25 protein-coding genes and 3 pseudogenes are annotated in these 18,548 nt (G+C 41.2%); 12 read left to right on the forward strand and 16 right to left on the reverse strand.

Going from position 1 to position 18,548, the window contains the following annotated elements:
* Positions 1-280: 280 nt before the first annotated feature.
* The 3 genes and pseudogenes from NPUN_RS11600 to NPUN_RS40650 all read right to left on the reverse strand — a co-directional run bounded on the left by NPUN_RS11600 (position 281) and on the right by NPUN_RS40650 (position 2,206).
* Positions 281-805, reverse strand: coding sequence for a cysteine hydrolase family protein (locus tag NPUN_RS11600; protein WP_012408892.1), 525 nt, complete (start codon positions 803-805; stop codon positions 281-283).
* 82 nt (positions 806-887) lie between these two features.
* A pseudogene (locus NPUN_RS11605) lies at positions 888-1,912 on the reverse strand (IS701 family transposase).
* A 51-nt stretch (positions 1,913-1,963) separates the two neighbouring features.
* Positions 1,964-2,206, reverse strand: coding sequence for a hypothetical protein (locus NPUN_RS40650; RefSeq protein ID WP_148220299.1), 243 nt, complete (start codon positions 2,204-2,206; stop codon positions 1,964-1,966).
* 126 nt (positions 2,207-2,332) lie between these two features.
* On the opposite strand from NPUN_RS40650, the pseudogene NPUN_RS38895 reads away from it, so the two are divergent.
* The 4 genes and pseudogenes from NPUN_RS38895 to NPUN_RS38905 all read left to right on the forward strand — a co-directional run.
* Positions 2,333-2,464 (forward strand): annotated as a pseudogene (locus NPUN_RS38895) (GHMP kinase); the annotation flags it as partial.
* Between the two features lie 235 nt (positions 2,465-2,699).
* Positions 2,700-3,107: a hypothetical protein gene (locus NPUN_RS11610; RefSeq protein ID WP_234711120.1), complete on the forward strand. Its 408-nt coding sequence runs from the start codon at positions 2,700-2,702 to the stop codon at positions 3,105-3,107.
* 1 nt (position 3,108) lies between these two features.
* Complete coding sequence (locus tag NPUN_RS38900; protein WP_148220279.1) at positions 3,109-3,354, forward strand: hypothetical protein; 246 nt, start codon at positions 3,109-3,111, stop codon at positions 3,352-3,354.
* Complete coding sequence (locus NPUN_RS38905; protein WP_083782385.1) at positions 3,347-3,649, forward strand: hypothetical protein; 303 nt, start codon at positions 3,347-3,349, stop codon at positions 3,647-3,649. The genes NPUN_RS38900 and NPUN_RS38905 overlap by 8 nt, the downstream gene beginning before the upstream one ends.
* Here NPUN_RS38905 and NPUN_RS40660 read toward each other — a convergent pair.
* The 5 genes and pseudogenes from NPUN_RS40660 to NPUN_RS11635 all read right to left on the reverse strand — a co-directional run bounded on the left by NPUN_RS40660 (position 3,636) and on the right by NPUN_RS11635 (position 7,212).
* Positions 3,636-3,779 carry a hypothetical protein gene (locus tag NPUN_RS40660; protein WP_167315541.1) on the reverse strand — a complete coding sequence of 48 codons (144 nt, stop codon included), beginning with the start codon at positions 3,777-3,779 and terminating at the stop codon, positions 3,636-3,638. The genes NPUN_RS38905 and NPUN_RS40660 overlap by 14 nt on opposite strands.
* Positions 3,769-4,167, reverse strand: coding sequence for a hypothetical protein (locus tag NPUN_RS11620; RefSeq protein WP_012408893.1), 399 nt, complete (start codon positions 4,165-4,167; stop codon positions 3,769-3,771). The genes NPUN_RS40660 and NPUN_RS11620 overlap by 11 nt, the downstream gene beginning before the upstream one ends.
* Before the next feature lie 772 nt (positions 4,168-4,939).
* Positions 4,940-5,521 (reverse strand): HNH endonuclease family protein, encoded by a 582-nt coding sequence (locus NPUN_RS11630; RefSeq protein WP_012408894.1) that lies wholly within the window; start codon positions 5,519-5,521, stop codon positions 4,940-4,942.
* Positions 5,522-5,537: 16 nt separating this feature from the next.
* Positions 5,538-5,903, reverse strand: a pseudogene (locus NPUN_RS38910) (four helix bundle protein).
* Between the two features lie 64 nt (positions 5,904-5,967).
* On the reverse strand, positions 5,968-7,212 hold the full coding sequence (locus tag NPUN_RS11635; RefSeq protein WP_012408895.1) for an AAA family ATPase: 1,245 nt from the start codon (positions 7,210-7,212) through the stop codon (positions 5,968-5,970).
* Positions 7,213-7,297: 85 nt separating this feature from the next.
* Here NPUN_RS11635 and NPUN_RS11640 point away from each other — a divergent pair, with 85 nt between their 5' ends.
* Both NPUN_RS11640 and NPUN_RS11645 read left to right on the forward strand, forming a co-directional pair.
* Positions 7,298-8,092, forward strand: a complete 795-nt coding sequence (locus tag NPUN_RS11640) for a peroxiredoxin-like family protein (RefSeq protein ID WP_012408896.1) — start codon at positions 7,298-7,300, stop codon at positions 8,090-8,092.
* Positions 8,093-8,428: 336 nt separating this feature from the next.
* Positions 8,429-8,920: a hypothetical protein gene (locus NPUN_RS11645; protein WP_083782386.1), complete on the forward strand. Its 492-nt coding sequence runs from the start codon at positions 8,429-8,431 to the stop codon at positions 8,918-8,920.
* Between the two features lie 191 nt (positions 8,921-9,111).
* Here NPUN_RS11645 and NPUN_RS43210 read toward each other — a convergent pair whose 3' ends face one another.
* From NPUN_RS43210 to NPUN_RS11665, 5 genes are all read right to left on the reverse strand, one after another.
* Positions 9,112-9,663 carry a GIY-YIG nuclease family protein gene (locus tag NPUN_RS43210; protein ID WP_234711089.1) on the reverse strand — a complete coding sequence of 184 codons (552 nt, stop codon included), beginning with the start codon at positions 9,661-9,663 and terminating at the stop codon, positions 9,112-9,114.
* A 9-nt stretch (positions 9,664-9,672) separates the two neighbouring features.
* Positions 9,673-10,044: a competence protein CoiA family protein gene (locus NPUN_RS43215; protein ID WP_336884950.1), complete on the reverse strand. Its 372-nt coding sequence runs from the start codon at positions 10,042-10,044 to the stop codon at positions 9,673-9,675.
* 178 nt (positions 10,045-10,222) lie between these two features.
* Positions 10,223-10,426 (reverse strand): hypothetical protein, encoded by a 204-nt coding sequence (locus NPUN_RS40665; RefSeq protein WP_148220301.1) that lies wholly within the window; start codon positions 10,424-10,426, stop codon positions 10,223-10,225.
* 473 nt (positions 10,427-10,899) lie between these two features.
* Complete coding sequence (locus NPUN_RS11660; protein ID WP_012408897.1) at positions 10,900-11,301, reverse strand: VOC family protein; 402 nt, start codon at positions 11,299-11,301, stop codon at positions 10,900-10,902.
* Between the two features lie 157 nt (positions 11,302-11,458).
* Complete coding sequence (locus NPUN_RS11665) at positions 11,459-12,631, reverse strand: RNA-guided endonuclease InsQ/TnpB family protein (RefSeq protein WP_012408898.1); 1,173 nt, start codon at positions 12,629-12,631, stop codon at positions 11,459-11,461.
* Positions 12,632-13,101: 470 nt separating this feature from the next.
* Between NPUN_RS11665 and NPUN_RS41755 the strand changes: the two genes are divergently transcribed.
* Positions 13,102-13,263: a hypothetical protein gene (locus NPUN_RS41755; RefSeq protein ID WP_167315609.1), complete on the forward strand. Its 162-nt coding sequence runs from the start codon at positions 13,102-13,104 to the stop codon at positions 13,261-13,263.
* Between the two features lie 59 nt (positions 13,264-13,322).
* On the opposite strand, the gene NPUN_RS11670 is transcribed toward NPUN_RS41755, so the two are convergent.
* Entirely contained in the window at positions 13,323-14,195 is an 873-nt protein-coding gene (locus NPUN_RS11670; RefSeq protein WP_234711091.1) for an RNA polymerase sigma factor, read from the reverse strand.
* A 158-nt stretch (positions 14,196-14,353) separates the two neighbouring features.
* Positions 14,354-14,722, reverse strand: a complete 369-nt coding sequence (locus tag NPUN_RS11675) for a sigma factor (RefSeq protein WP_041565341.1) — start codon at positions 14,720-14,722, stop codon at positions 14,354-14,356.
* Positions 14,723-14,931: 209 nt separating this feature from the next.
* Here NPUN_RS11675 and NPUN_RS11680 point away from each other — a divergent pair, with 209 nt between their 5' ends.
* The 5 genes from NPUN_RS11680 (at position 14,932) to NPUN_RS11700 (ending at position 17,562) form a co-directional block, all read left to right on the forward strand.
* On the forward strand, positions 14,932-15,252 hold the full coding sequence (locus NPUN_RS11680; protein WP_234017357.1) for a YciI family protein: 321 nt from the start codon (positions 14,932-14,934) through the stop codon (positions 15,250-15,252).
* 35 nt (positions 15,253-15,287) lie between these two features.
* Positions 15,288-15,785 carry a VOC family protein gene (locus tag NPUN_RS11685; protein WP_012408900.1) on the forward strand — a complete coding sequence of 166 codons (498 nt, stop codon included), beginning with the start codon at positions 15,288-15,290 and terminating at the stop codon, positions 15,783-15,785.
* 87 nt (positions 15,786-15,872) lie between these two features.
* Positions 15,873-16,304, forward strand: coding sequence for a YciI family protein (locus NPUN_RS11690; protein ID WP_012408901.1), 432 nt, complete (start codon positions 15,873-15,875; stop codon positions 16,302-16,304).
* Between the two features lie 105 nt (positions 16,305-16,409).
* Positions 16,410-16,799, forward strand: coding sequence for a VOC family protein (locus tag NPUN_RS11695; protein WP_234711126.1), 390 nt, complete (start codon positions 16,410-16,412; stop codon positions 16,797-16,799).
* 259 nt (positions 16,800-17,058) lie between these two features.
* Positions 17,059-17,562: a glutathione S-transferase family protein gene (locus NPUN_RS11700; RefSeq protein WP_012408903.1), complete on the forward strand. Its 504-nt coding sequence runs from the start codon at positions 17,059-17,061 to the stop codon at positions 17,560-17,562.
* A gap of 348 nt (positions 17,563-17,910) precedes the next feature.
* Here NPUN_RS11700 and NPUN_RS11705 read toward each other — a convergent pair whose 3' ends face one another.
* Entirely contained in the window at positions 17,911-18,507 is a 597-nt protein-coding gene (locus NPUN_RS11705) for a hypothetical protein (protein WP_167315610.1), read from the reverse strand.
* Positions 18,508-18,548: the final 41 nt, after the last annotated feature.

The raw sequence follows: 18,548 nt of genomic DNA on the forward strand, positions 1-18,548 counted from the left end.
TGGGCATTTTAAAATAGCCTTTAAGAAAATCAATGCTCATAGAGTAAAATTACTTAGCAAATTAAGGAAATGAGCCGATTGCAAATTCGTAAAGATGACCCGAACAGCATATTTATGACGAAAAAGCTCTATTGAAGCGATCCAGTTTATGTGGCAAGTTTAGCAAAGTTTGCCAAGAAAACCGATTCGGTAACTATATGAATGGATTGCGAGCAAGAACAAACACAACCTAGAACTTAGGGAGATCCATCCTCAAAATGCAAATTAGATGTGGAACAGCTTATAACATCTTCTCAAGAATATCATCAGTCATCTGAATTTGGTTTTTTCCTATATTACGTTTCAGCAAAAAAATACCCGCATCATGTGCTTGCTGACCACCGTCACTAAAGCAAGCATCCTCGATAATAACTGGTTCAATACCACGCTCAAAAGAGTCAATTGCTGTCTTAAAAAGACAGCTATCAGTTTCAACTCCACAAAGATATATTTTGCTGATTTGATTAAGAAAAATAAAAGCCGAAAAATTTTCTGTAAACGCAGAGTAATAATGTTTATCAAAAATATTATTTATATATGGTTGAAGTTCATCAATAATGCTAGTTTCGGGTTCATTTATCAACCTTGACCACTGAATTAGTTTGACATAATTGCTGTCAGTAGTATTGATAAATCTTGTGAATTCAACGAGTTTACCAGTCGCTAAAAAACGCTCAATTAATTTAATGACACTAGGAATAATATGTCTGCATTTCTCCGACATAAACCCGTTTTGCATATCTACTACAAGAAGTATTTCGCTCATGTGTGCCACAATTTATTTAGATTAAGAGCTACAACATTAAATATAGGACTTACGCATTGAAAAAAAATATCATCTATGAACTCTAGATAACGATATCACTGCTAAGGTTAGCAAAAATATGCTCACGTACAACTAAAGTGAACAGATTCCGTTGTACTTCATACCAATTGCTAATTATTTTTTCAGAGCGCATAAACTCTAATCTAACAAAAGCCTGAAGTGAGCAAAATATGTGAGTCTTGATTGCATAGGTATCTCTAACCATGAATCGACAAATTACACATACTTGTTTGATGGCTCTGTGAAAGGTTTCAATGCCACAATGGGTATCATGAATTGTGATAAATTCACTTCGGTTATCTCTTGAATTCTTTCCTCATCGGTCAGATATAAAATATAGTGTCTAAAGTCTTCTTTCTTAAAGTCTTTCCTAAACAACTTTATAAATCCAAATTCTTTCAAATGAGTTCTTAATCCTGATTCTGGAATCACCAAAGTGCTTACCTGGCAATACTTATGTGGCTCAATTGAGACAGTTCTATTTTTTTCAATTCCGAATAAAAAACCCAGTTTCTGGTTTCTTAGAAATTTTAGGTTTTCTATTCCTGAATACCAACTATCTCCTGTTACCATTCTTGGCTTGACTCCCCAGTTGATTACTTCACTTACCATTTCTCTAAAATAATCGTTTTTTGTTTTTCCCTCCTTTTTGCCATATATTCTGTAATTAATTGGTACTGAATTACCATTTATCTCACTGTAATATAAACTAATTAAATTTCAACCAATGATAGTTTTATGGGATTTTCCCGACCAAAAATAACTGACTAATTCTGCACTTTTAGGGTCACTGTAAATCTTTTCTATCACTGTATCGTCTACACTTAATATCCCTCCTACCAAGTTGATGATTCTCTCTATTATTTTGAATAAATCTTTCGGTTCGTATCTCTCTCTTAATAAAAACCGATTCACGCTATCATGTGAAACATCTCCCAATATCTCTGCTAACCTACTGCACCCCCCAAACTTCGGCTCTGACAGCAAAAATAAGGTGTAGAGGTCTAGATTGCATTGTGCTGTGGATGGTTTAGTAATTTCTCTTATTGTCTGATACCTGGAGAGTAGACGACCCATACTTATCAATCCACTATTTTGTCATTCTGTCAATGCGTAAGTCCTAAAATAAAACAATATTATAAAAGACGACATCCGCCCAAAGTCGCGGATGCCCTTGCGACCAACATGATATGCTTGCTGGGATAGGGTGCGGAGTAAGAAAATCTGGGGATATAAGGAAATGAGCAACACCGATAGCCCAGCCTTAGCAAGTCTTGCCTGAGCGTCACAGCCCCTTAAAGTAGACATCGCTAGGCGAGGCGTAGTCCATCTCAGCAACAAAAGATTCTCTCAAGATTAGCAAAAGCCTTGCTGATATTAGGGGCTATTAGAGTAATTAGATGGCATGTTGTTTATTCAAGTTAATCGGGATAGCATATTACCCCGATTAACAACAGGAAACTTCAAATGAGAATTTTTGTTCCAGGCCGTCTTTGTTTGTTCGGAGAACACAGCGATTGGGCAGGAGAATATCGCAGGATTAATCCTCTTACCGAAAAGGGTTACACCTTAATTGTTGGTACTAATCCAGGGCTATTTCATTGTAAATGTAGACGCGATATGGTAAGGTGCAGCGCCAGTTCTACTTCAAGCATCTATTACCGTGTCTGAAATCGAAATTATCAAAGCTTTTGCAGGTCTAAAAGACCCCCGTCGCCGCGCCGGACAGAGACATAATCTACCATTATCTTTGGCACTTTTCACATTGGCGTAGGCGCAGCCCGCCGTAGGCATCGCAGCAGGGAACAAAGGATTTTTAGCAATTGGAGACTGGATTTCAAGCTACCGTGAGCCGTGGATTGAACTTTTTCAACCGCCAAAAAATAGACTACCATCTTATAGCACTGTACGTCGTGCCTTATTACACGTAGATTACGAAGATTATTCCGTATGTCTGAGCAAATTCTTTAATGTACAACCAAATACTGGAGAAACTGTTGGGTTAGATGGTAAAGTCCTCAAGGGTTCATATCAGATTGAAAATGATAACCCTAACTCGGATTCGCATCCAGCGATGATGTTAGTTAGTTCTTATATTGTTGAGCGAGGCTTAATTTTAGAGCCATTTCAAGTTGATGCCAAAACTAATGATATTATTGCTTTACCTGAGTTGATTTCCAAACTGGCTCTCAATGGGGTTATCTTTGCTTTTGATGCTATTAATACTCAAAAAAACTTGTGAGTTGATTATAAATAGTGGGAATGATTATATTGCCGCCTTAAAAGGCAATCAGCTTAACTTATTCAAAGATGTCAAAACAAATTTCACGCCAGAATTGGCTTATGAGCAGATAAATAAAGGGCATGGTCGAATCGAAAAGCGTCATGTCAGTATTTGTAAAAATCTCGATGGTATTCGTCCTTGGCCTGGACTTACCACTTTGATTAAAGTCAAATCAGAGCGTCAGGTTTTCACACAATGTGATTGAAGTAACTAATGAAACCCGTTATTATATTTCATCTTTAAGCGAAACGGTGCAAGCCTTTGCTGAACGTATCAGAGGATATTGGGGTGTTGAGAATAAAGTCCACTATGTTCGAGACGTTACTCAAGGCGAAGATAAATCTAGAATTCGCACTACTCCTCTTCCTCAAATTTTTGCGCTTGCTCGCAATTTTTCACTTAATTTATATCGCAGTAATATGTTTGAAAATATGGCACAAGCTCAACGTTTATGTTCTTTTGGACTAGACACACTCAAGCAGCTTTTTAGAATGAAATAGCCCTGCCTTCACGAGAGGCTGTCTCTTTAAGTTGAACTAATTGCTGCTCAACAGTTTCGTCAAGTGTATCATTTGACTGCAAAGCTAAATCTAACAACCGACAGCAGGTACGTACTACATCAGGCGACACCTGCAAAGTCTCTGCCACTTTGTTGATATGCTTCATTGCGCTCAATTCTCCTAATTACTGCTTGCACAATTGGGTTGTTTTTTTCTTCATTAGATATATGCTTAGTCAAAAAGTTATAAAGAGTTAAGCCATTGACTTTTTGTAAATAAGCATCTAAGCCACCAGCAGGAATTACTTGCTGTAAATATTCCTTATACGTCAACCGCCGAATTTTGGTAGCAACGTAGAAAACATCAGCAATCTCAACTGTTGCTGCATCAAAATATCCTCCCCGCTTTCGCGGTTTTACTATACCAGCATAGGGATACCACTTTTGTAAAGCGGAGATTGAAATCCCGTATCTTTCGGCAAGTGTTTTTTGGGTGTAGATAACGTTTTCACATATCATCAAACTCAATTCCAAGTGAAAGACAACATCAATTGAAAATGAATTAAACTAGCACATTACTAAACTGTTTGTAAATTAGAAAATAATTTACACATTATGCCAGTTTAGTACAGGTATAGCTCAACTCAAATACACCTACATTTCAACCTATCTCCAAATAAACTGCACACTTGCCAAGTTACATACTGCCTGTTGAGAATGCAAGCACGTTTGTATATATGAGTTAAAAAAATAGAACAATACCTCTTTTGGTAAGAAACTGCTCTAACAGAAATATATAACGCGATCTGCGCCTTAATAGTCTGTGACAAGTTGATCGAACTATCTTGCCGTATCGTGTTATGATTTACACACTTACGCTGCACAAATAGCTAAAAATTCAAAATGGATAGCCGAGAAAATAGATGCTCAAGCAGTCCATAAATTAGTGACAAGAGCATTTAATGCAAGCGAACAAATTTTGCTAGGTAAATCCAAGAAGGTACGTTTTAAAGTATCTTCCAGATTCAGAAGTATAGAAGGTAAAACCAACAAGCAAGGAATTCGATGGGTAAACAATCAACTGGTTTGGGGAAAACTCAAACTAAACGCAAAAATCGAGGCAGATAACCCAGTTATTCACCCTCAGAGCGGATCTCTGTCGAGGACAAATCTATTAGCCAGATAGCCAATAAGGGCGAAAAGCTAATTTGACCTCTGCCCGATTCTCCCCACTTATAGTGCGGAGAGTGGCTCAAGTGCCTTCACAATCTGATGATTGCAAAGCTTATTTTTATTGAGAAATAGCCTGCTGCTGTTTCTTTACCGCGCTCGCTATCAAAGGAGCTTTTTTTTCTAATCCTTGTAAAGTCAAATCCCCATCCAAATAAAGTTGATACCACTGTTGACGCTGGCGCAAGACTCTTTCATCATCCCGTAACCGCAACCGTTCCAAAGTAAATTCCGCCTTTTGACGTTGTTGCGGAGGAACTTTATCTGTTAATACTAATTGTAGGGAAGGAAGCAAAATTTCAAACCAATCTTCTCCCAAATCAAAAGGGTCAAGTACCTGATCATCAAGCGTACCTTTACTACTATTTATCCAAGCAGAAGCAAAGCGTAAATTGCTCCATTCGTAAGCTAAATCGCGATAATTTTCACGGCTGCGATAATGATCTACTGTACCAACTGGTTCATACATAACGCTATAACCACAAAGATTATTAAATCCATCAGCTAAATAACTTTTGAAAGGCGACCAATAATCTCTGGTTCCTTTTTTGGGATCTCGGTTTTTTGCCAACCAAGCATTTCCTGGTTGTCGCACTTTTTTATCAAAATCAGGCGGTTCTGGAGGAGGATTAAATGGCATCATCGCAAGAATTCAGGAGTCAGGAGTCAGAATTCAGAATGGAATTAGCATAGCTTGTTAGTAGCCTACTAACTTCCTCAAGTTGAAGCATTAATCCTGAAGTGTCACCATAGTCAAGGTCTTTTGAAAGAATTAGATAGTAGCGACATTCTTCTAAAGAACCTTGTGCAATGTTCATAAACCGTACTTTGTCTGTTGCTCCCTTTTTCTTAAAACCCTCAGCTATATTTGCTGCAATAGAGATTGCTGCTCGTCTAAATTGGGAAGTAAGTCCATATATTTACGATTTAGGGAACTGACTAGTAAATTGATATACCAATAAAACAAACTGGTGTGCTTTTTGCCAAACTATCAAATCTTGGAATGTCTTGGCTGGTTGTCTCATTTATTCTGGCTCCTAAATTCTGACTCCTGAATTCTGACTCCTGAATTCTTACTTATCATCTGTGTTATACCCCTGATAACCCAGAATTTCTTTTCTCCGTTGTAACTATCCAACGGGGCCAAAATGGGTCATGTCCTGGTAAAACTCTTTGAAGTTCCTGATGAATTTGTGTTGATATTCTCAGATTTTCTGGAAACGTATTCATATCATCATCACGCATCCAAGCCTCTGCTGCTTCAATTGCGATTTCTGCTTCTTTGGAACGGGCTTGTTTGAGTCCAAAAATGTCTGAGGTTAACCATCCAACTATGTCCCCTTGTTTTGACCAAGGTACTTCGTCAAGGCTAACCTCGCTATCTTGTAATTTAAATAAAAATAGTTTATCTTCTTGCTCATGAAAATTTGGCTCTAAAGAAGCAAGAATAAGTGGAGAATGAGTAGTTACTAAAGCCTGTATCTTCATCCTGGGTTGTAATTCTGTCACCACAGATAAAATAGCTGGTAAAATCACCCTCTGCCAACGAGGATGCAAATGAGATTCAATTTCATCAATTAGTAAAACTATCTGATTTACTGGCTTTTGTTGCCGCAGTTCGGAAGCTTTTTTATGTTCGTACCAAGTCCACACTAGTAAATAAGCTAGTCCCAAAATACGCTTCATTCCGGCTGAGGTTTGAGTAACAGGAACGTTACCGTAAGGTAGATTAACTGTAGGAATATCGCGCACGTCTTCAATAGAAACTCGTGTTGTTTCTCCCACTTCTATCCATTCGGAAGGGTGAGGTGCAAGTTTTTTAATAACATTAGAAAAGAGTTCAAATGGATATTTATTGGGTTGATTCTGCCATGTAACCCAATCTTGAATTAGACCATTACAAATAACTTTATCTTTTGACTTTAATCCATTCCAAAGTGTATTTGGATTAAAATTATAAGCAATATCGCGTTGGCGAGCAGGGTCAAAAATAGAAAAACTACCATCAACACGCACATAAATAACTACTTCTTTTAATAAAGGCGGCATTTGTAAATTACGCCATTGCTGTTCAGAAAAATCAAACTGGCTCTGATACTCTCTTATATTTTTTTTATTGCTAACTACGGCTGTAATTTGTGGATTTTCACCTTTGACTCGCTGTGGGTACGCTGGTTGCTCCGCCCAATTTGTAGTCATCACCCACCATGCAATATCGAGTAAAAAACTTTTACCTAAACCATTATCACCCGTAAATATATTGAGCCTATCAGCAAATGCGACATCAAAATGGGCAGCAGGACCAACTTGTTGGAGGTGAAGTTCTTTTAACATTTGGCTCTCATACACAAATTTATATTGATCAACTTACTTCTTGTAAATTAAAATTGGATAGCTCAATAGCAGTTAATCATTTTTAATGAATCCCTACAATATCCTTAATCAGACTGAACTTCAGTGTGTTAGTGATGGCATGACCCGACCCCTACTAGAAAATTGCGAGACTGCCTCACATATCCTGATTTTAGTCTGGCCACAACTTGGGGATTTTGATAGTCTTGAATATGCATGGTGGTTACAGCGCAAAGCTAAAAAATTGCCTCCTGAAAAACTCGCTATTCGTACAGTGGGAATTGGCTCACGCACCTCTGGAACAAGATTCTGTCAATATACAGGATTTCCACCCGAAAATTTATTTGTTGAACCCAATGCAGAATTACATCACCAACTTAAACTTTATTCAGGTCTGAATCTTTCTCTACCTGGACTTTCTGTGTCTCATCAAGCTTGGCTAAATCTAATGTTAATGTGTGCAGGGTTTGGAAGTCCAGGAACGCTAAGAGAAGTTTTTCGGGGATACAGTCGTCAAGCCCCTCAACTCATTGATGATGATGAAATGATTCAAGGTACTCCTCTACCTGCTTTTAAAGGCTCGTTTTTCCGATTAGCTGGCGGAAATGGTTTTCAACGTCCCTTTGAATTAGCAACTCTACGGCTACGTAATATGGTGGAAGTTCTGAGCAATTGGCACACTTATGTACCAAATTCTGCCTACTTAACTCAGCGTGGTGGAACTTTTTTGTTTGATAGTAAAGGCCAGTTACTTTACTCTCATCGAGATCCAGGAATTCTGGGCTTTGCTGCTAATATGAGTCAGCCTTTATCATTTTTATCCTTTATCGAAGCAAATAGCTTTACGATGGGTGATGCGTAAAGGCCCCGAATGCGCTTTGCTAAATTCGGGGGATATAAGCGAACTTTCCTGAATTTATTCATCAGTTTTCAATTGTTTGGCGTGATTCATTAATCTATGGAATGATCCTGTTGATTGCTACTTGGGGCTAAATTCAATTGATGTCTTCAAACCGCACACTCGTGACTTCCAGTCATGAGTTAGGCACTCTATATTAAGTATGACTTTGTGTTAAAATTGAAAGGTATTCAGCAAATTCAATAAATTGCCACACATCCAAAAAGCATTAAATTTACTCTCATCCTCACACACAATCAAGAAGTCTTAATCAATAAGACAATTGGTTGTGCCAGATATGTGTACAACCACTTTTGGGGGCTGAAGAAAGAGTTATATGCAAGTGAGGGAAAAACCTTAAACTACAACGCTTGTAGTCAACAGCTAACTATACTCAAGAAAGAAATTGAATGGTTGAAAGAAATTGCTAGGAGGATTGTAATGCCTAACTGGAGTGCAATTGAAGCGAGTTTTTTACGTCAATCCCACGCGCAACAATTAGGAGAATTGGCAGCTAGTTTGGCACGCCTTAACTCTTGGTCACAAAAGAGTGTAATTCGTGAATTAGTTCCAATATTGTTGTCAGAAAGTTTGTTGTACGTGTCTTTAATACAACAAAAAAGTGAAATTAATAATGTTGAATTAAATCAACTCCAAGACTTATTACAAAACTGGATTAATGTTTGGGACAAATCAATGGAAATTACAGATATTGCATCTGTTGCGTCTACTTGGTCACAGCGAGTATTGGAGATGTCGGGTTTGCTGGCTTCTGAATCTATGAGTGCATAGTCTTAAGTAATGCACCTGACCACTGCGATCAGCTACGCTGGGCGGTTACGCCATCGCTCCTCGGTAAATACTGCTGTATCAAGAGTCGGCAGTCGCCTTATCATCAGTAGTAAAGTATTTAGAGGTATAGCAATAAAATAATTATTTTTATTTGGTAATTAATTAGATTTTGCTACGGGATTATGAGAATACTACACAGCAATTTGCTCCCAGCTAGAATTCTCTTCAAGAATATTTTTTTCATCTTGAGATAGTATTTTTGGTTGCATTTGTTGTAGGTCACGCAGTACCATTTCGGTATCCTCAGCATTAAATTTATAGTACTCAGTTAAACTTCCGATGGGATAATTAAAGCCCTGATAGCGGTGTTTGAAATACAGTTCAACATTACCTCTATGCTCCCAAGTTCCTAATACTCTAATAGCAACACTCGAATAATGAGCAAGTAAATCAATTTTTACTTCTGCTACTCGCTTGAGAACGGGTCTAGTGGTTACTCCTATTTTGTAGATAATTCCAATATTAGTTTCAATCTCTAAAAAATACAGACTAGAGGATAGAATACGTTGAAGTTGAGCGCGATACAGCTTCAAATCAGTAAATCGATATGCTAAATCTGGAGCATTTTTGTATTCGGCGTGTTTAAAAGCTAGCTCAAGTTTCAGCAGTTTTTTAAGTAATAGTGGCTCCTGTACATCATTGAACCGCACAAACTCTAGCGCTCCAACGGGAATTTTACCCAAATCACTAAATTAATATTCAGGTGGGGTTAAGTATAGGTTTTTTCTTAACACTCCTGCTTTGAGTAAACCAGAAGTAATTAAGTAAGAACTAATAGGGTAATTTTTGGCTCCGTACTCCTGCCAAAGCAGCTTTAACTGTGCCAAATCCTTGCCAGATAATTGAACATTGAAATTGTCATAGAGTGGGAGAGTAGGGAATTCTCGGTTAGCTATGGGGCGGCAGGTTTCTTCATTATGAGCAAAATGATGCTCTTTCACCTTGCCTTTTTTAGCAGTTAGACTGCTATTACAGTAAGGACACTGAAGTGAAGTCTTCCCCCTATTAATATCTTCAATACATATCAAGATACCTTCTTCATTTACACCATATTTTAGCCACATTGCCACACCATTACTGAATAGTTAAAGTTGCTCTTACTAGTGTGCTTTAACTTTTCTAATATGTCTCTATCTTCTGGAGTAATATAATGTTGATTTTAAGAATTAATGCACCAATTAAAAACCCCTCCAAGGTTGGAGAGGTAAAGTAGCTTTTCAAAGGCTGTACTGAAACTATGCTTTATTCAAAGTTGCTAATACCCATCATGTGATAAGCAATAACAGCAGTATCAAAGGGTTGCAGGTAATTGATATTTATGGGATTACTGGGTAAAGTAATTGATGTTTCACTCTTGTTAGAAGTAGCTGTTTTATTGTTAGCGATTCTAGATAGTAAAATAGAACCAACAAGATTTGCCAAATTGAGCGGGTTAGCGAGTTTCATAGGTGATTCTGTGTTGGTTATTGAATATATATATTTAACTGAAATAATCTAACAACTTATGCATCACAGTTAATCATTTGTAGGTGCGATGGCGTACCCGCCCGCCGGAGGCATCGCTCTTTTTTCGTCTCTACGAGACGCTACTCGCGTTCGCTTCAATAACGCACCGCAGATTCAATAAGTTTATCGATTTTAGTAGGTTGAGATTGCCCAAATTCCTTTGCACACATGGCACTGCCTCAAAATTTACGTGCTGGAAGACGCGATTTTAACAGAATTAGTGGGGCGATGAGCAGGAGCCGGGAGTACATTTGTTATCGTTGATTACTTAAGCAAACCGCCGTTTGCTGGCAGCAACATCAGCAACCCGTAGATGAACATGGTCAATCAGGCGACCTCGATGGAATTCCATAGTGTTATCTTGCCTCTAAAAATGAGTCATTCTCTGGTCAACCATTGTTCTGGTTGAGTTGCTACTCAAGCTGCTCATAAGAGAAGGCGGCTTCTATTTTGTGTCCATCTGGATCGCGCACAAAGCAGCCGTAATACGGCTCACTATAGTCGGGTCTGCCACCGGGGGCACCGTCGTCTTTGCCTCCTGCCGCTAATGCTGCCTCATAGAAGGCGTGGACTGCTTCTTTTGTAGGAGCAATAAAACCAATGTGAGTTCCATTGCCAACCGTTGCAGGTTGCCCGTCGAAGGGAGTTCCCACCCAAAATTCGGGATACTGTTTGCCATAGGCGATCGCCCCCGGATGCTCCATAAATCGCTTACAGCCCAATGTTGGCAACACAGCATCATAGAAGGCGATCGCTCGTTCAAAATCATTAGTACCAATCGAAACGTGCGAGAGAATGCTGGGATTGTTATCCATATCGGAATCCTTTATCAGTTGATGTGGATGTGCTAGAGAGCCGATCGGTGATTTGCTGCACCCTAACACAACTTGATGAAACGATTGGATTATAACAGTAGTGACATACTCCACACACTCCCCTTTCAGGGTGAGTGTGGGCTTCTCAACGACTCTTCTATGAAGACATTAATTGAGCTTTGAGGGCGTGTGTCCCACGCGCCTTTATGTTTAAAGAAGCATTCAAATCTCTGCACAAGTTTGCATGACATACAGGACAATTGTGCATTCTTTGAGATAGCGGCTTTTTAACTTTGTGACCACAACTAGAACATTCTTGACTTGTACTGTTTGGGTTGACAGCTATTACTTTTAAACCAGCATTTTCGGCTTTGTTTGAAAGTATTGAGATGAACTGTCCCCACCCTGAATCATTGATACTTTTAGCCAGCCATGTTTTAGCAAGTCCTTTGATGTTCAACTTTTCAACTGCGACGACATCATACTTATCTAGTAGTGATTTAGCACTTTTGAAGTGAAAATCTTTGCGAGTATCAGCGACTTTTTTGTGCTGTTTACCCAATCTCTGAATAGCTTTCTTGCGTCTGTTGGAACCTTTTTTACGCCTTGATACTTTACGCTGTGCTGACTTTAATTTACGTTCAGATTTGCGTAGATATTTAGGCGCTTTGACTCTAGACCCGTCAGAAGCTACATAGAAATCAATCAAACCAACATCAATCCCGACAATATTATCAGGGCTAAAATCAGGTTTAATTGTTGGTACTGTTTTGTCATCAAGACTTAAAGTTACATAATAGCCATCTGACTTTTTGGTTACAGATACAGTTTTGATATCAAACCCGTCAGCTATTGGGCGATGAACAATCACCTTGATATCCCCAATCTTTGAGAGCGTTATTCTGTTGTTGACAAAATGATGACCCTTAAATTGGGAATATGTAAATGTTTTATATTGCCCTTTCCCTTTAAATCTAGGTCTACCAGATTTTTTGCCGTTAGCGTCACCTTTCAACCATCTATCAAAAGCTAATTCAACCTTCTTGGGAACTTCCTGTAGTACTTGAGAATGGATATTTTTGTACCAAGGACGGTCTTTTTTGAGTTGGGTTAATGATGTTTTTTGGTTGTAGTAATTGGGTTGCTCTTTTAACTCTGGTAGGTGACAAATTAATGGGCATCTATCAATAGGACATCGGTTCATCTCATACCAATCGAACCTTTGAGCAAGCAGATAGTTATACTGATACCTCAGCATCTCAAGCGTTTTATCAATTTTCTCTGACTGCTCTTTTGTGGGTTTAATTTTATATTGGTATGAAATTCTCATCTTTGTCCCTTGTTTTTCGACCTACAAATAGAATAACATAAACGTAAAGATACTGTGTAGGCGTTTATGAAAAACAAAGCATTAAATTTAAGGGTATCAGAGCGTAGATTAAACAAACTACGTCTGTATTCTGCTCAAAACGATAAAACCATGACTCATGTAATAGAAGATTTTATAGATTCACTCTTAATCAAAAATGGCGATTCCTCCTCGACCCCCTGCCCTGTCAATCCGCAGGATTGATTTGGTTATGGGTCAACTCGTCATCACCCAAAAATTCATCTCGTCATCTCCCTTCGGGTAGGTGAGAGGCTTCTTTTTGTTTTAGCTAAAGTACTAAGCCGACTTGTCTTCTTTTGCCTTTTGTTAAGTTACAAGTTCACCCTGTTAGAAGATTTTTCATTTCTTTTTCAACGGCATCATGGATGCCTGGCGCTTTAATCTAAACCTGGCACCCAAGAGGCAGAAGCATGATCTTTATCTTTGAGGAAAGACCATCTGACTCGTCTTTTGTAGAAACAATTTGGCGAACTCGAAGTGAAAGTGCTGGTTCTTTTATTTCTCGTGCTGTAAAATCAACATCCTTTGAATGCGGTGTTGTTGTTTTGAATTATGAGCCGAAACAGAACTAAGACAGGCGAAACATAAACAGCTTTCACATTGCTTGCCCAATTTAAACTGTTGTAAACCCTTAGCCGGACTGAATGTTAGGTTGAACTTCGCGCAACCGACGTTCCAGAAAACGACGCTCACTGTCATTTGTCACTAATTCTAGTGCCCGTGTATAGCTCTGGGTCGCTTCCTCTAATGCTCCAACACGCCGGAATAAATCTGCACGGGTGGCATGAAAGAGATGATAGCTGTCCAGTTCTGGAGCAAGGCTATCAATCAGTCCAAATGCGGCTTGAGGACTGTCTGCTATTGCGATCGCCACTGCTCGGTTCAAGGTCACAATGGGTGAGGGCTGCAAGCGTTCCAACACCTCATAGAGCCGCACGATCTGCGCCCAGTCTGTTTCTTCGGCGCGGGTTGCCTGACAATGGAGGGTGGCGATCGCCGCTTGCAGGGCATACACTCCGGTTCCAAAGAGCAACGCTTCCTCTACCAGAGGTAACGCCCCAGCAATCTGTAGATGATTCCAACGACTGCGATCCCGATCTTCTTCTAGCAAAATCAAATCGCCTGCCTCATCTAGACGCGCATTGCGCCGCGAATCGTGCAATAACATCAGCGCCACCAGTGCTGTGACTTCAGATGGGGGTTGGGGTGCCAGCAATTGCCGCACCAGTTGCCCCAAGCGAATCGCTTTGATGCAGAGGTCAGCCCGCACGATCGCATCTCCTTTGGTTGCGGCATAGCCTTCGTTGAAGATGAGATAGATGACTGTCAGGAATGCCTCTATCCGGGGAGCGAGATCAGTCGTCTCAGGTACTTTGTAAGGAATGCCTGCGTCTCGAATTTTGCGTTTAGCACGAACTAACCGCTGTGCCATTGTTGCAGTCGGTATAAGAAAGGCGCGGGCAATTTCGTCGGTTTCCAGTCCACCTAACATTCGGAGGGTCAACGCTACTTGAGTTTCCGTTGCCAGTGCCGGGTGACAGCAGGTAAAGATTAATCGCAGGCGATCATCTCCAATTTCATCACTGTCATAGGTTGCAATACTGCTCGGTTAAGGATTTTTAACTCGGAGTTGGGTTTGGGGAAAAGGTTAAAGGGTAAAGGTTAAAGGTTTTTTCTTTCCCCTTCTCCTTTTCCCCTTAACCGACAAGTATTGTCATAGGTTGGTTCTTCAGTGGATGGAATTAAGCCAGATGCCGCATACCACTCTAGTTTTTCGGTCAGTTTCGTGCGTCGTCGGAGGCGATCGATCGCCTTGTACCGGGCAGTTCGGATAATCCAGGCACGGGGACGATCGGGAATACCGTCGCTTTCCCACTGATTCACTGCCGCTGTAAATGCTGCCTGTGCAGCTTCTTCAGCTACATCAAAATCTCCGACCAGCCGAATCAGAATAGCGACAATGCGCCCCCATTCAGTTCGATAAAGGGCAGCAATTGCTTGAGCCACATCTGTTTTTGGGATTGAAGCCATACCTTTGACAAAAAGACATAAAGAATTTTCGGCAAGGTGTCGATTTGAGCAATTGCCGTTCGACTGACTGATAAAGAGAGATAAAGTTCAATCGTACTAGACAAAATTTTTGCACTCAGGTGTCGATTTGGACAATTCCCGTTCGACTTAATCACAAAGGAGGCAACCGAATGAAATATTTGCTGCTGATTTATATGGACGAAAACGCCATGAGCGACACCGAGCGGGAGCATTGCTATGGGGAATCTGCCCAACTCGCCCAGGATTTGCATACTCAAGGACAATTTCTGGCGACGGCTCCACTCCATCCTGTTGCAACCGCAACCAGTGTCCAAGTCCGTGATGGCAAATCACTCGTGACCGATGGACCATTTGCCGAAACCCGCGAACAATTGGGTGGATTCTTCCTCGTTAATGCTCAGGATTTGGATGAAGCCATTGCGATCGCCACCCGCATCCCAGGTGCAAAAGTCGGCACCGTCGAAATCCGTCCTGTCATCGAAGTTGCGGGACTACCAGCACAGCCCTGACCGTCCTTAACCGCTTGAACTCAAGGAGAACCCTCATGCAAAACAATTCCAAAATCACTCCCTGTTTATGGTTTGACGATCAAGCCGAAGCCGCCGCTCAGTTTTATACGTCGATTTTTCGCAATTCCAAAATTGTCCACGTCAGTCGATATGGAGACGCTGGACAGGAAATGAAAGGAAAACCAGCCGGAGCCGTCATGACTGTCAGCTTTGAACTTGATGGTCAGCCGTTCACAGCACTCAACGGTGGTCCGACCTTCAAATTTAACGAGGCGATTTCCTTCCAAATCTTTTGCGATACCCAGGCGGATGTGGACGATTACTGGCAAAAATTGTCTGCCGGTGGGGATGAAACCGCACAGCAATGCGGCTGGCTCAAAGACAAATACGGCGTCTCCTGGCAAATTATTCCTCGCATTCTGATTGAGTTACTCAACCACCCCGACGCGGCAACCTCTCAAAAAGTGACCACTACCATGCTGCAAATGAAGAAGATCGAGATTGATGAACTCAAGCGTGTCGCTGCTGATTAGCGGTTCCTTCAAAGTTGCGCTTTGCGCTAATCAGCACACTCAACCCCTCGCAATCTAACTCAAAACCATTCAACAGGAGATTTCACAATGAAAGTCATGGTCTTTGTCAAAGCAACCCAAGACTCCGAAACTGGGGTCATGCCGAGCGAACAGCTTTTAACTGAAATGGGGCAGTACAACGAAGAATTAGCGAGGGCAGGTATCTTGCTCGCCGCTGAGGGGTTTCATCCTAGCTCAAAAGGGGTGCGAGTTCACTTTTCAGGAACCGATCGCACCGTCACTCAGGGACCTTTCACTCCAGCGCAGGAGCTAGTGGCAGGGTACTGGCTGTGGCAGGTGAACTCAATGTCCGAGGCAGTTGCTTGGGTAAAGCGCTGCCCTAACCCTATGCCAGGAGACTCCGAGATTGAGATTCGTCCCGTATTCGAGGCAGAGGATTTTGGTGAAGTCCTGACACCCGCCTTAAGGGAGCAGGAAGACCGCATTCGCGCTCAACTTGAAACGCAGCAGCAACAGTAACGTCATCAGCAACCGCACAAATGATATTCATGTGCGAACGATCCGCTCATCAAGACGCAGAATCGATTACAAAAGGAGAAATCAATGAAACTCAATTCTTACCTGATGTTCAACGGCAACTGTGAGGCAGCGTTCAAGTTCTATGAACAATGTCTGGGTGGCAAGATGACTATGATGATGACACACAAAGAAGCACCTTCTGCCGAGAATGTCTCACCGGAATGGCAGGACAAAATCATGCACGCTTGCCTTGAACTAGACGATCGCCTCCTGATGGGATCTGACTGCCCACCAGGATACTTTGAAACACCGCAAGGTTTCTACGTACAAATTAGCGTTCCCCAAATCGCTGAGGCAGAACGGCTTTTTCACGCTCTGGCAGAAAACGGCAAGGTGAAGATGGCGATCGCGCAAACGTTCTGGTCATCGCGCTTTGGCATGTTGACCGATCAGTTTGGGACACCGTGGATGATCAACTGCGAACAAACCATCTGAGCCGAATGGCACGCTTGAAAAGCTGAAACCTCCTTGCTGGCAGGGTGTGGGAGGTGTGGGAGGACGGGGAAGAAGTTTTACCCCCCACACTCCCCACACTCAAAATCTTGTTATATCAGGGCTTTGCAATTAACAAGCGTGCCATTCCCATCTGAGCGTATACCAACATCTGTCATTCGTCCTTTGTCCTTTGTAAATAGCCACTGACCACTGACCAACAACAAGATGAAAGATATTTGCACATCACTGAGGTTGATTCATGAAACTCTATGAATTTGCTCCCACACGATCAATTCGGGTTCGCTGGGTTCTTCAGGAACTTGGGGTGGAATTTGAAGCAATCTCCATCAACATGCAGGCAGGTGAACACCGTACACCCGATTTTCTCACCATCAATCCCACTGGCAAGCTCCCTGTACTCATTGATGGCGAACATATCATCACTGAATCCGTAGCCATTGCTTTGTACCTCGGTGAGAAGTACCCAGAATCTAACCTGGTACCCACAGACTTGCTTCTGCGAGCACAGCTTTATCGTTGGCTTCTCTTTACTGCCACCGAATTGGAACAGCCGCTATGGCGTATCGCTCGCCACACGTTTATATACCCAGAAGAGTTGAGATTGCCTGCTGAAATACCTCTCGCTCGGCAAGACTTCACCAGTATGGCTGTCGTTTTAGAGAACCATCTGTTGGATCGGCAGTTTGTACTGGGTGAACACGTCACAGTGGCTGATTTTGTGCTTGCTTACACACTTGATTGAGCGAACGAAGTTCAGCTACTCGCCACTTTTCCCACGCTGGTAGACTACATGGAACAAATGTACAAACGACCAAAGGCATCTGGGCGAATCGCAGCTGCACTTGCAAGTCTCAATCAGACCTCACAATGATTCACAAAAGGAGATGTCTAATGGAACCCAACCAAGCTGAACAAACCTCACCCATGCCTGCTCAACCGCAAAAAGAAAGAACATCAGTGGCTTCACAAACTCGTCGGTGACATCCAGGTTAATTTTTCCAGCTTCTACCAATTGCAGCGCTGCGATCGCTTCTAGACGCAATCATTGTCTAGCAAAAGCCAAGTCACTTCAACGATATCATCAAAGCTGTTAATCTCCTGAACAGTCTTCTTCATCTACCCAATCTTCATCCCAGAGAAGTTCATTGTAAACCTTAGTTGTTTGAGATATTTTTAGGTTGTGAGCTGCTGTCACACAATTTCTTGGTTGCCAGCCAATGAGGGCATATTTTCCATGTAAATGTCTGACAGCATTTTTGCAGTCATTAATTACTGGAATATCTTCTTTGATGTATTTCCGCAATTGGACTCCTAAACGAATTGCCTCCATTTCATAATTTTGAAAGTAGGGTTCTTCAACATCAGGTGTAGAAATCAGCAATGCTCTCACCCAGGCATGACTTTTATAGATAGCCTTCGCTACAACTAAATTGACTTGTTTTGGTGTCCAGTTGCTCCTTTGTAAAAAGTTATCTATTGCTGATTCATCATCTAAATCTATATCTACATTAGATTCTGAAAGTATTTCCGAGATATCTGTATTTTCTAGGAACAGTTCGTACCATTCTTGAAATGTTTCGGGACTAAATAGTTTTCGCGCTTCTTCAAATGAAATTTTCTCCCATCCTGCATCTGTAACTATTTCGTTACCAGTCTTTGCAATGAACAGATTCTTTTCTTCTACCATCCAAGGGAAGGATGGCTTCTGATGTTTTCTCTTTCGTTTAC

The sequence above is a fragment of the Nostoc punctiforme PCC 73102 genome (assembly GCF_000020025.1).
Taxonomy (GTDB): Bacteria; Cyanobacteriota; Cyanobacteriia; order Cyanobacteriales; family Nostocaceae; genus Nostoc; species Nostoc punctiforme.

Coding starts and splice junctions, on each gene's coding strand:
- NPUN_RS11640 (WP_012408896.1), top strand. CDS start 7,298: ATGAATCCCTACAATATCCTTAATCAGACTGAACTTCAGTGTGTTAGT.
- NPUN_RS11620 (WP_012408893.1), bottom strand. CDS start 4,167: ATGATATGTGAAAACGTTATCTACACCCAAAAAACACTTGCCGAAAGA.
- NPUN_RS11660 (WP_012408897.1), bottom strand. CDS start 11,301: ATGGATAACAATCCCAGCATTCTCTCGCACGTTTCGATTGGTACTAAT.
- NPUN_RS11690 (WP_012408901.1), top strand. CDS start 15,873: ATGAAAGTCATGGTCTTTGTCAAAGCAACCCAAGACTCCGAAACTGGG.
- NPUN_RS11700 (WP_012408903.1), top strand. CDS start 17,059: ATGAAACTCTATGAATTTGCTCCCACACGATCAATTCGGGTTCGCTGG.
- NPUN_RS43215 (WP_336884950.1), bottom strand. CDS start 10,044: ATGTGGCTAAAATATGGTGTAAATGAAGAAGGTATCTTGATATGTATT.
- NPUN_RS11600 (WP_012408892.1), bottom strand. CDS start 805: ATGAGCGAAATACTTCTTGTAGTAGATATGCAAAACGGGTTTATGTCG.
- NPUN_RS11665 (WP_012408898.1), bottom strand. CDS start 12,631: ATGAGAATTTCATACCAATATAAAATTAAACCCACAAAAGAGCAGTCA.
- NPUN_RS11630 (WP_012408894.1), bottom strand. CDS start 5,521: ATGATGCCATTTAATCCTCCTCCAGAACCGCCTGATTTTGATAAAAAA.
- NPUN_RS11675 (WP_041565341.1), bottom strand. CDS start 14,722: ATGGCTTCAATCCCAAAAACAGATGTGGCTCAAGCAATTGCTGCCCTT.
- NPUN_RS41755 (WP_167315609.1), top strand. CDS start 13,102: ATGATCTTTATCTTTGAGGAAAGACCATCTGACTCGTCTTTTGTAGAA.
- NPUN_RS11705 (WP_167315610.1), bottom strand. CDS start 18,507: ATGGTAGAAGAAAAGAATCTGTTCATTGCAAAGACTGGTAACGAAATA.
- NPUN_RS40665 (WP_148220301.1), bottom strand. CDS start 10,426: ATGAAACTCGCTAACCCGCTCAATTTGGCAAATCTTGTTGGTTCTATT.
- NPUN_RS11635 (WP_012408895.1), bottom strand. CDS start 7,212: ATGTTAAAAGAACTTCACCTCCAACAAGTTGGTCCTGCTGCCCATTTT.
- NPUN_RS11695 (WP_234711126.1), top strand. CDS start 16,410: ATGTTCAACGGCAACTGTGAGGCAGCGTTCAAGTTCTATGAACAATGT.
- NPUN_RS11685 (WP_012408900.1), top strand. CDS start 15,288: ATGCAAAACAATTCCAAAATCACTCCCTGTTTATGGTTTGACGATCAA.
- NPUN_RS11680 (WP_234017357.1), top strand. CDS start 14,932: ATGAGCGACACCGAGCGGGAGCATTGCTATGGGGAATCTGCCCAACTC.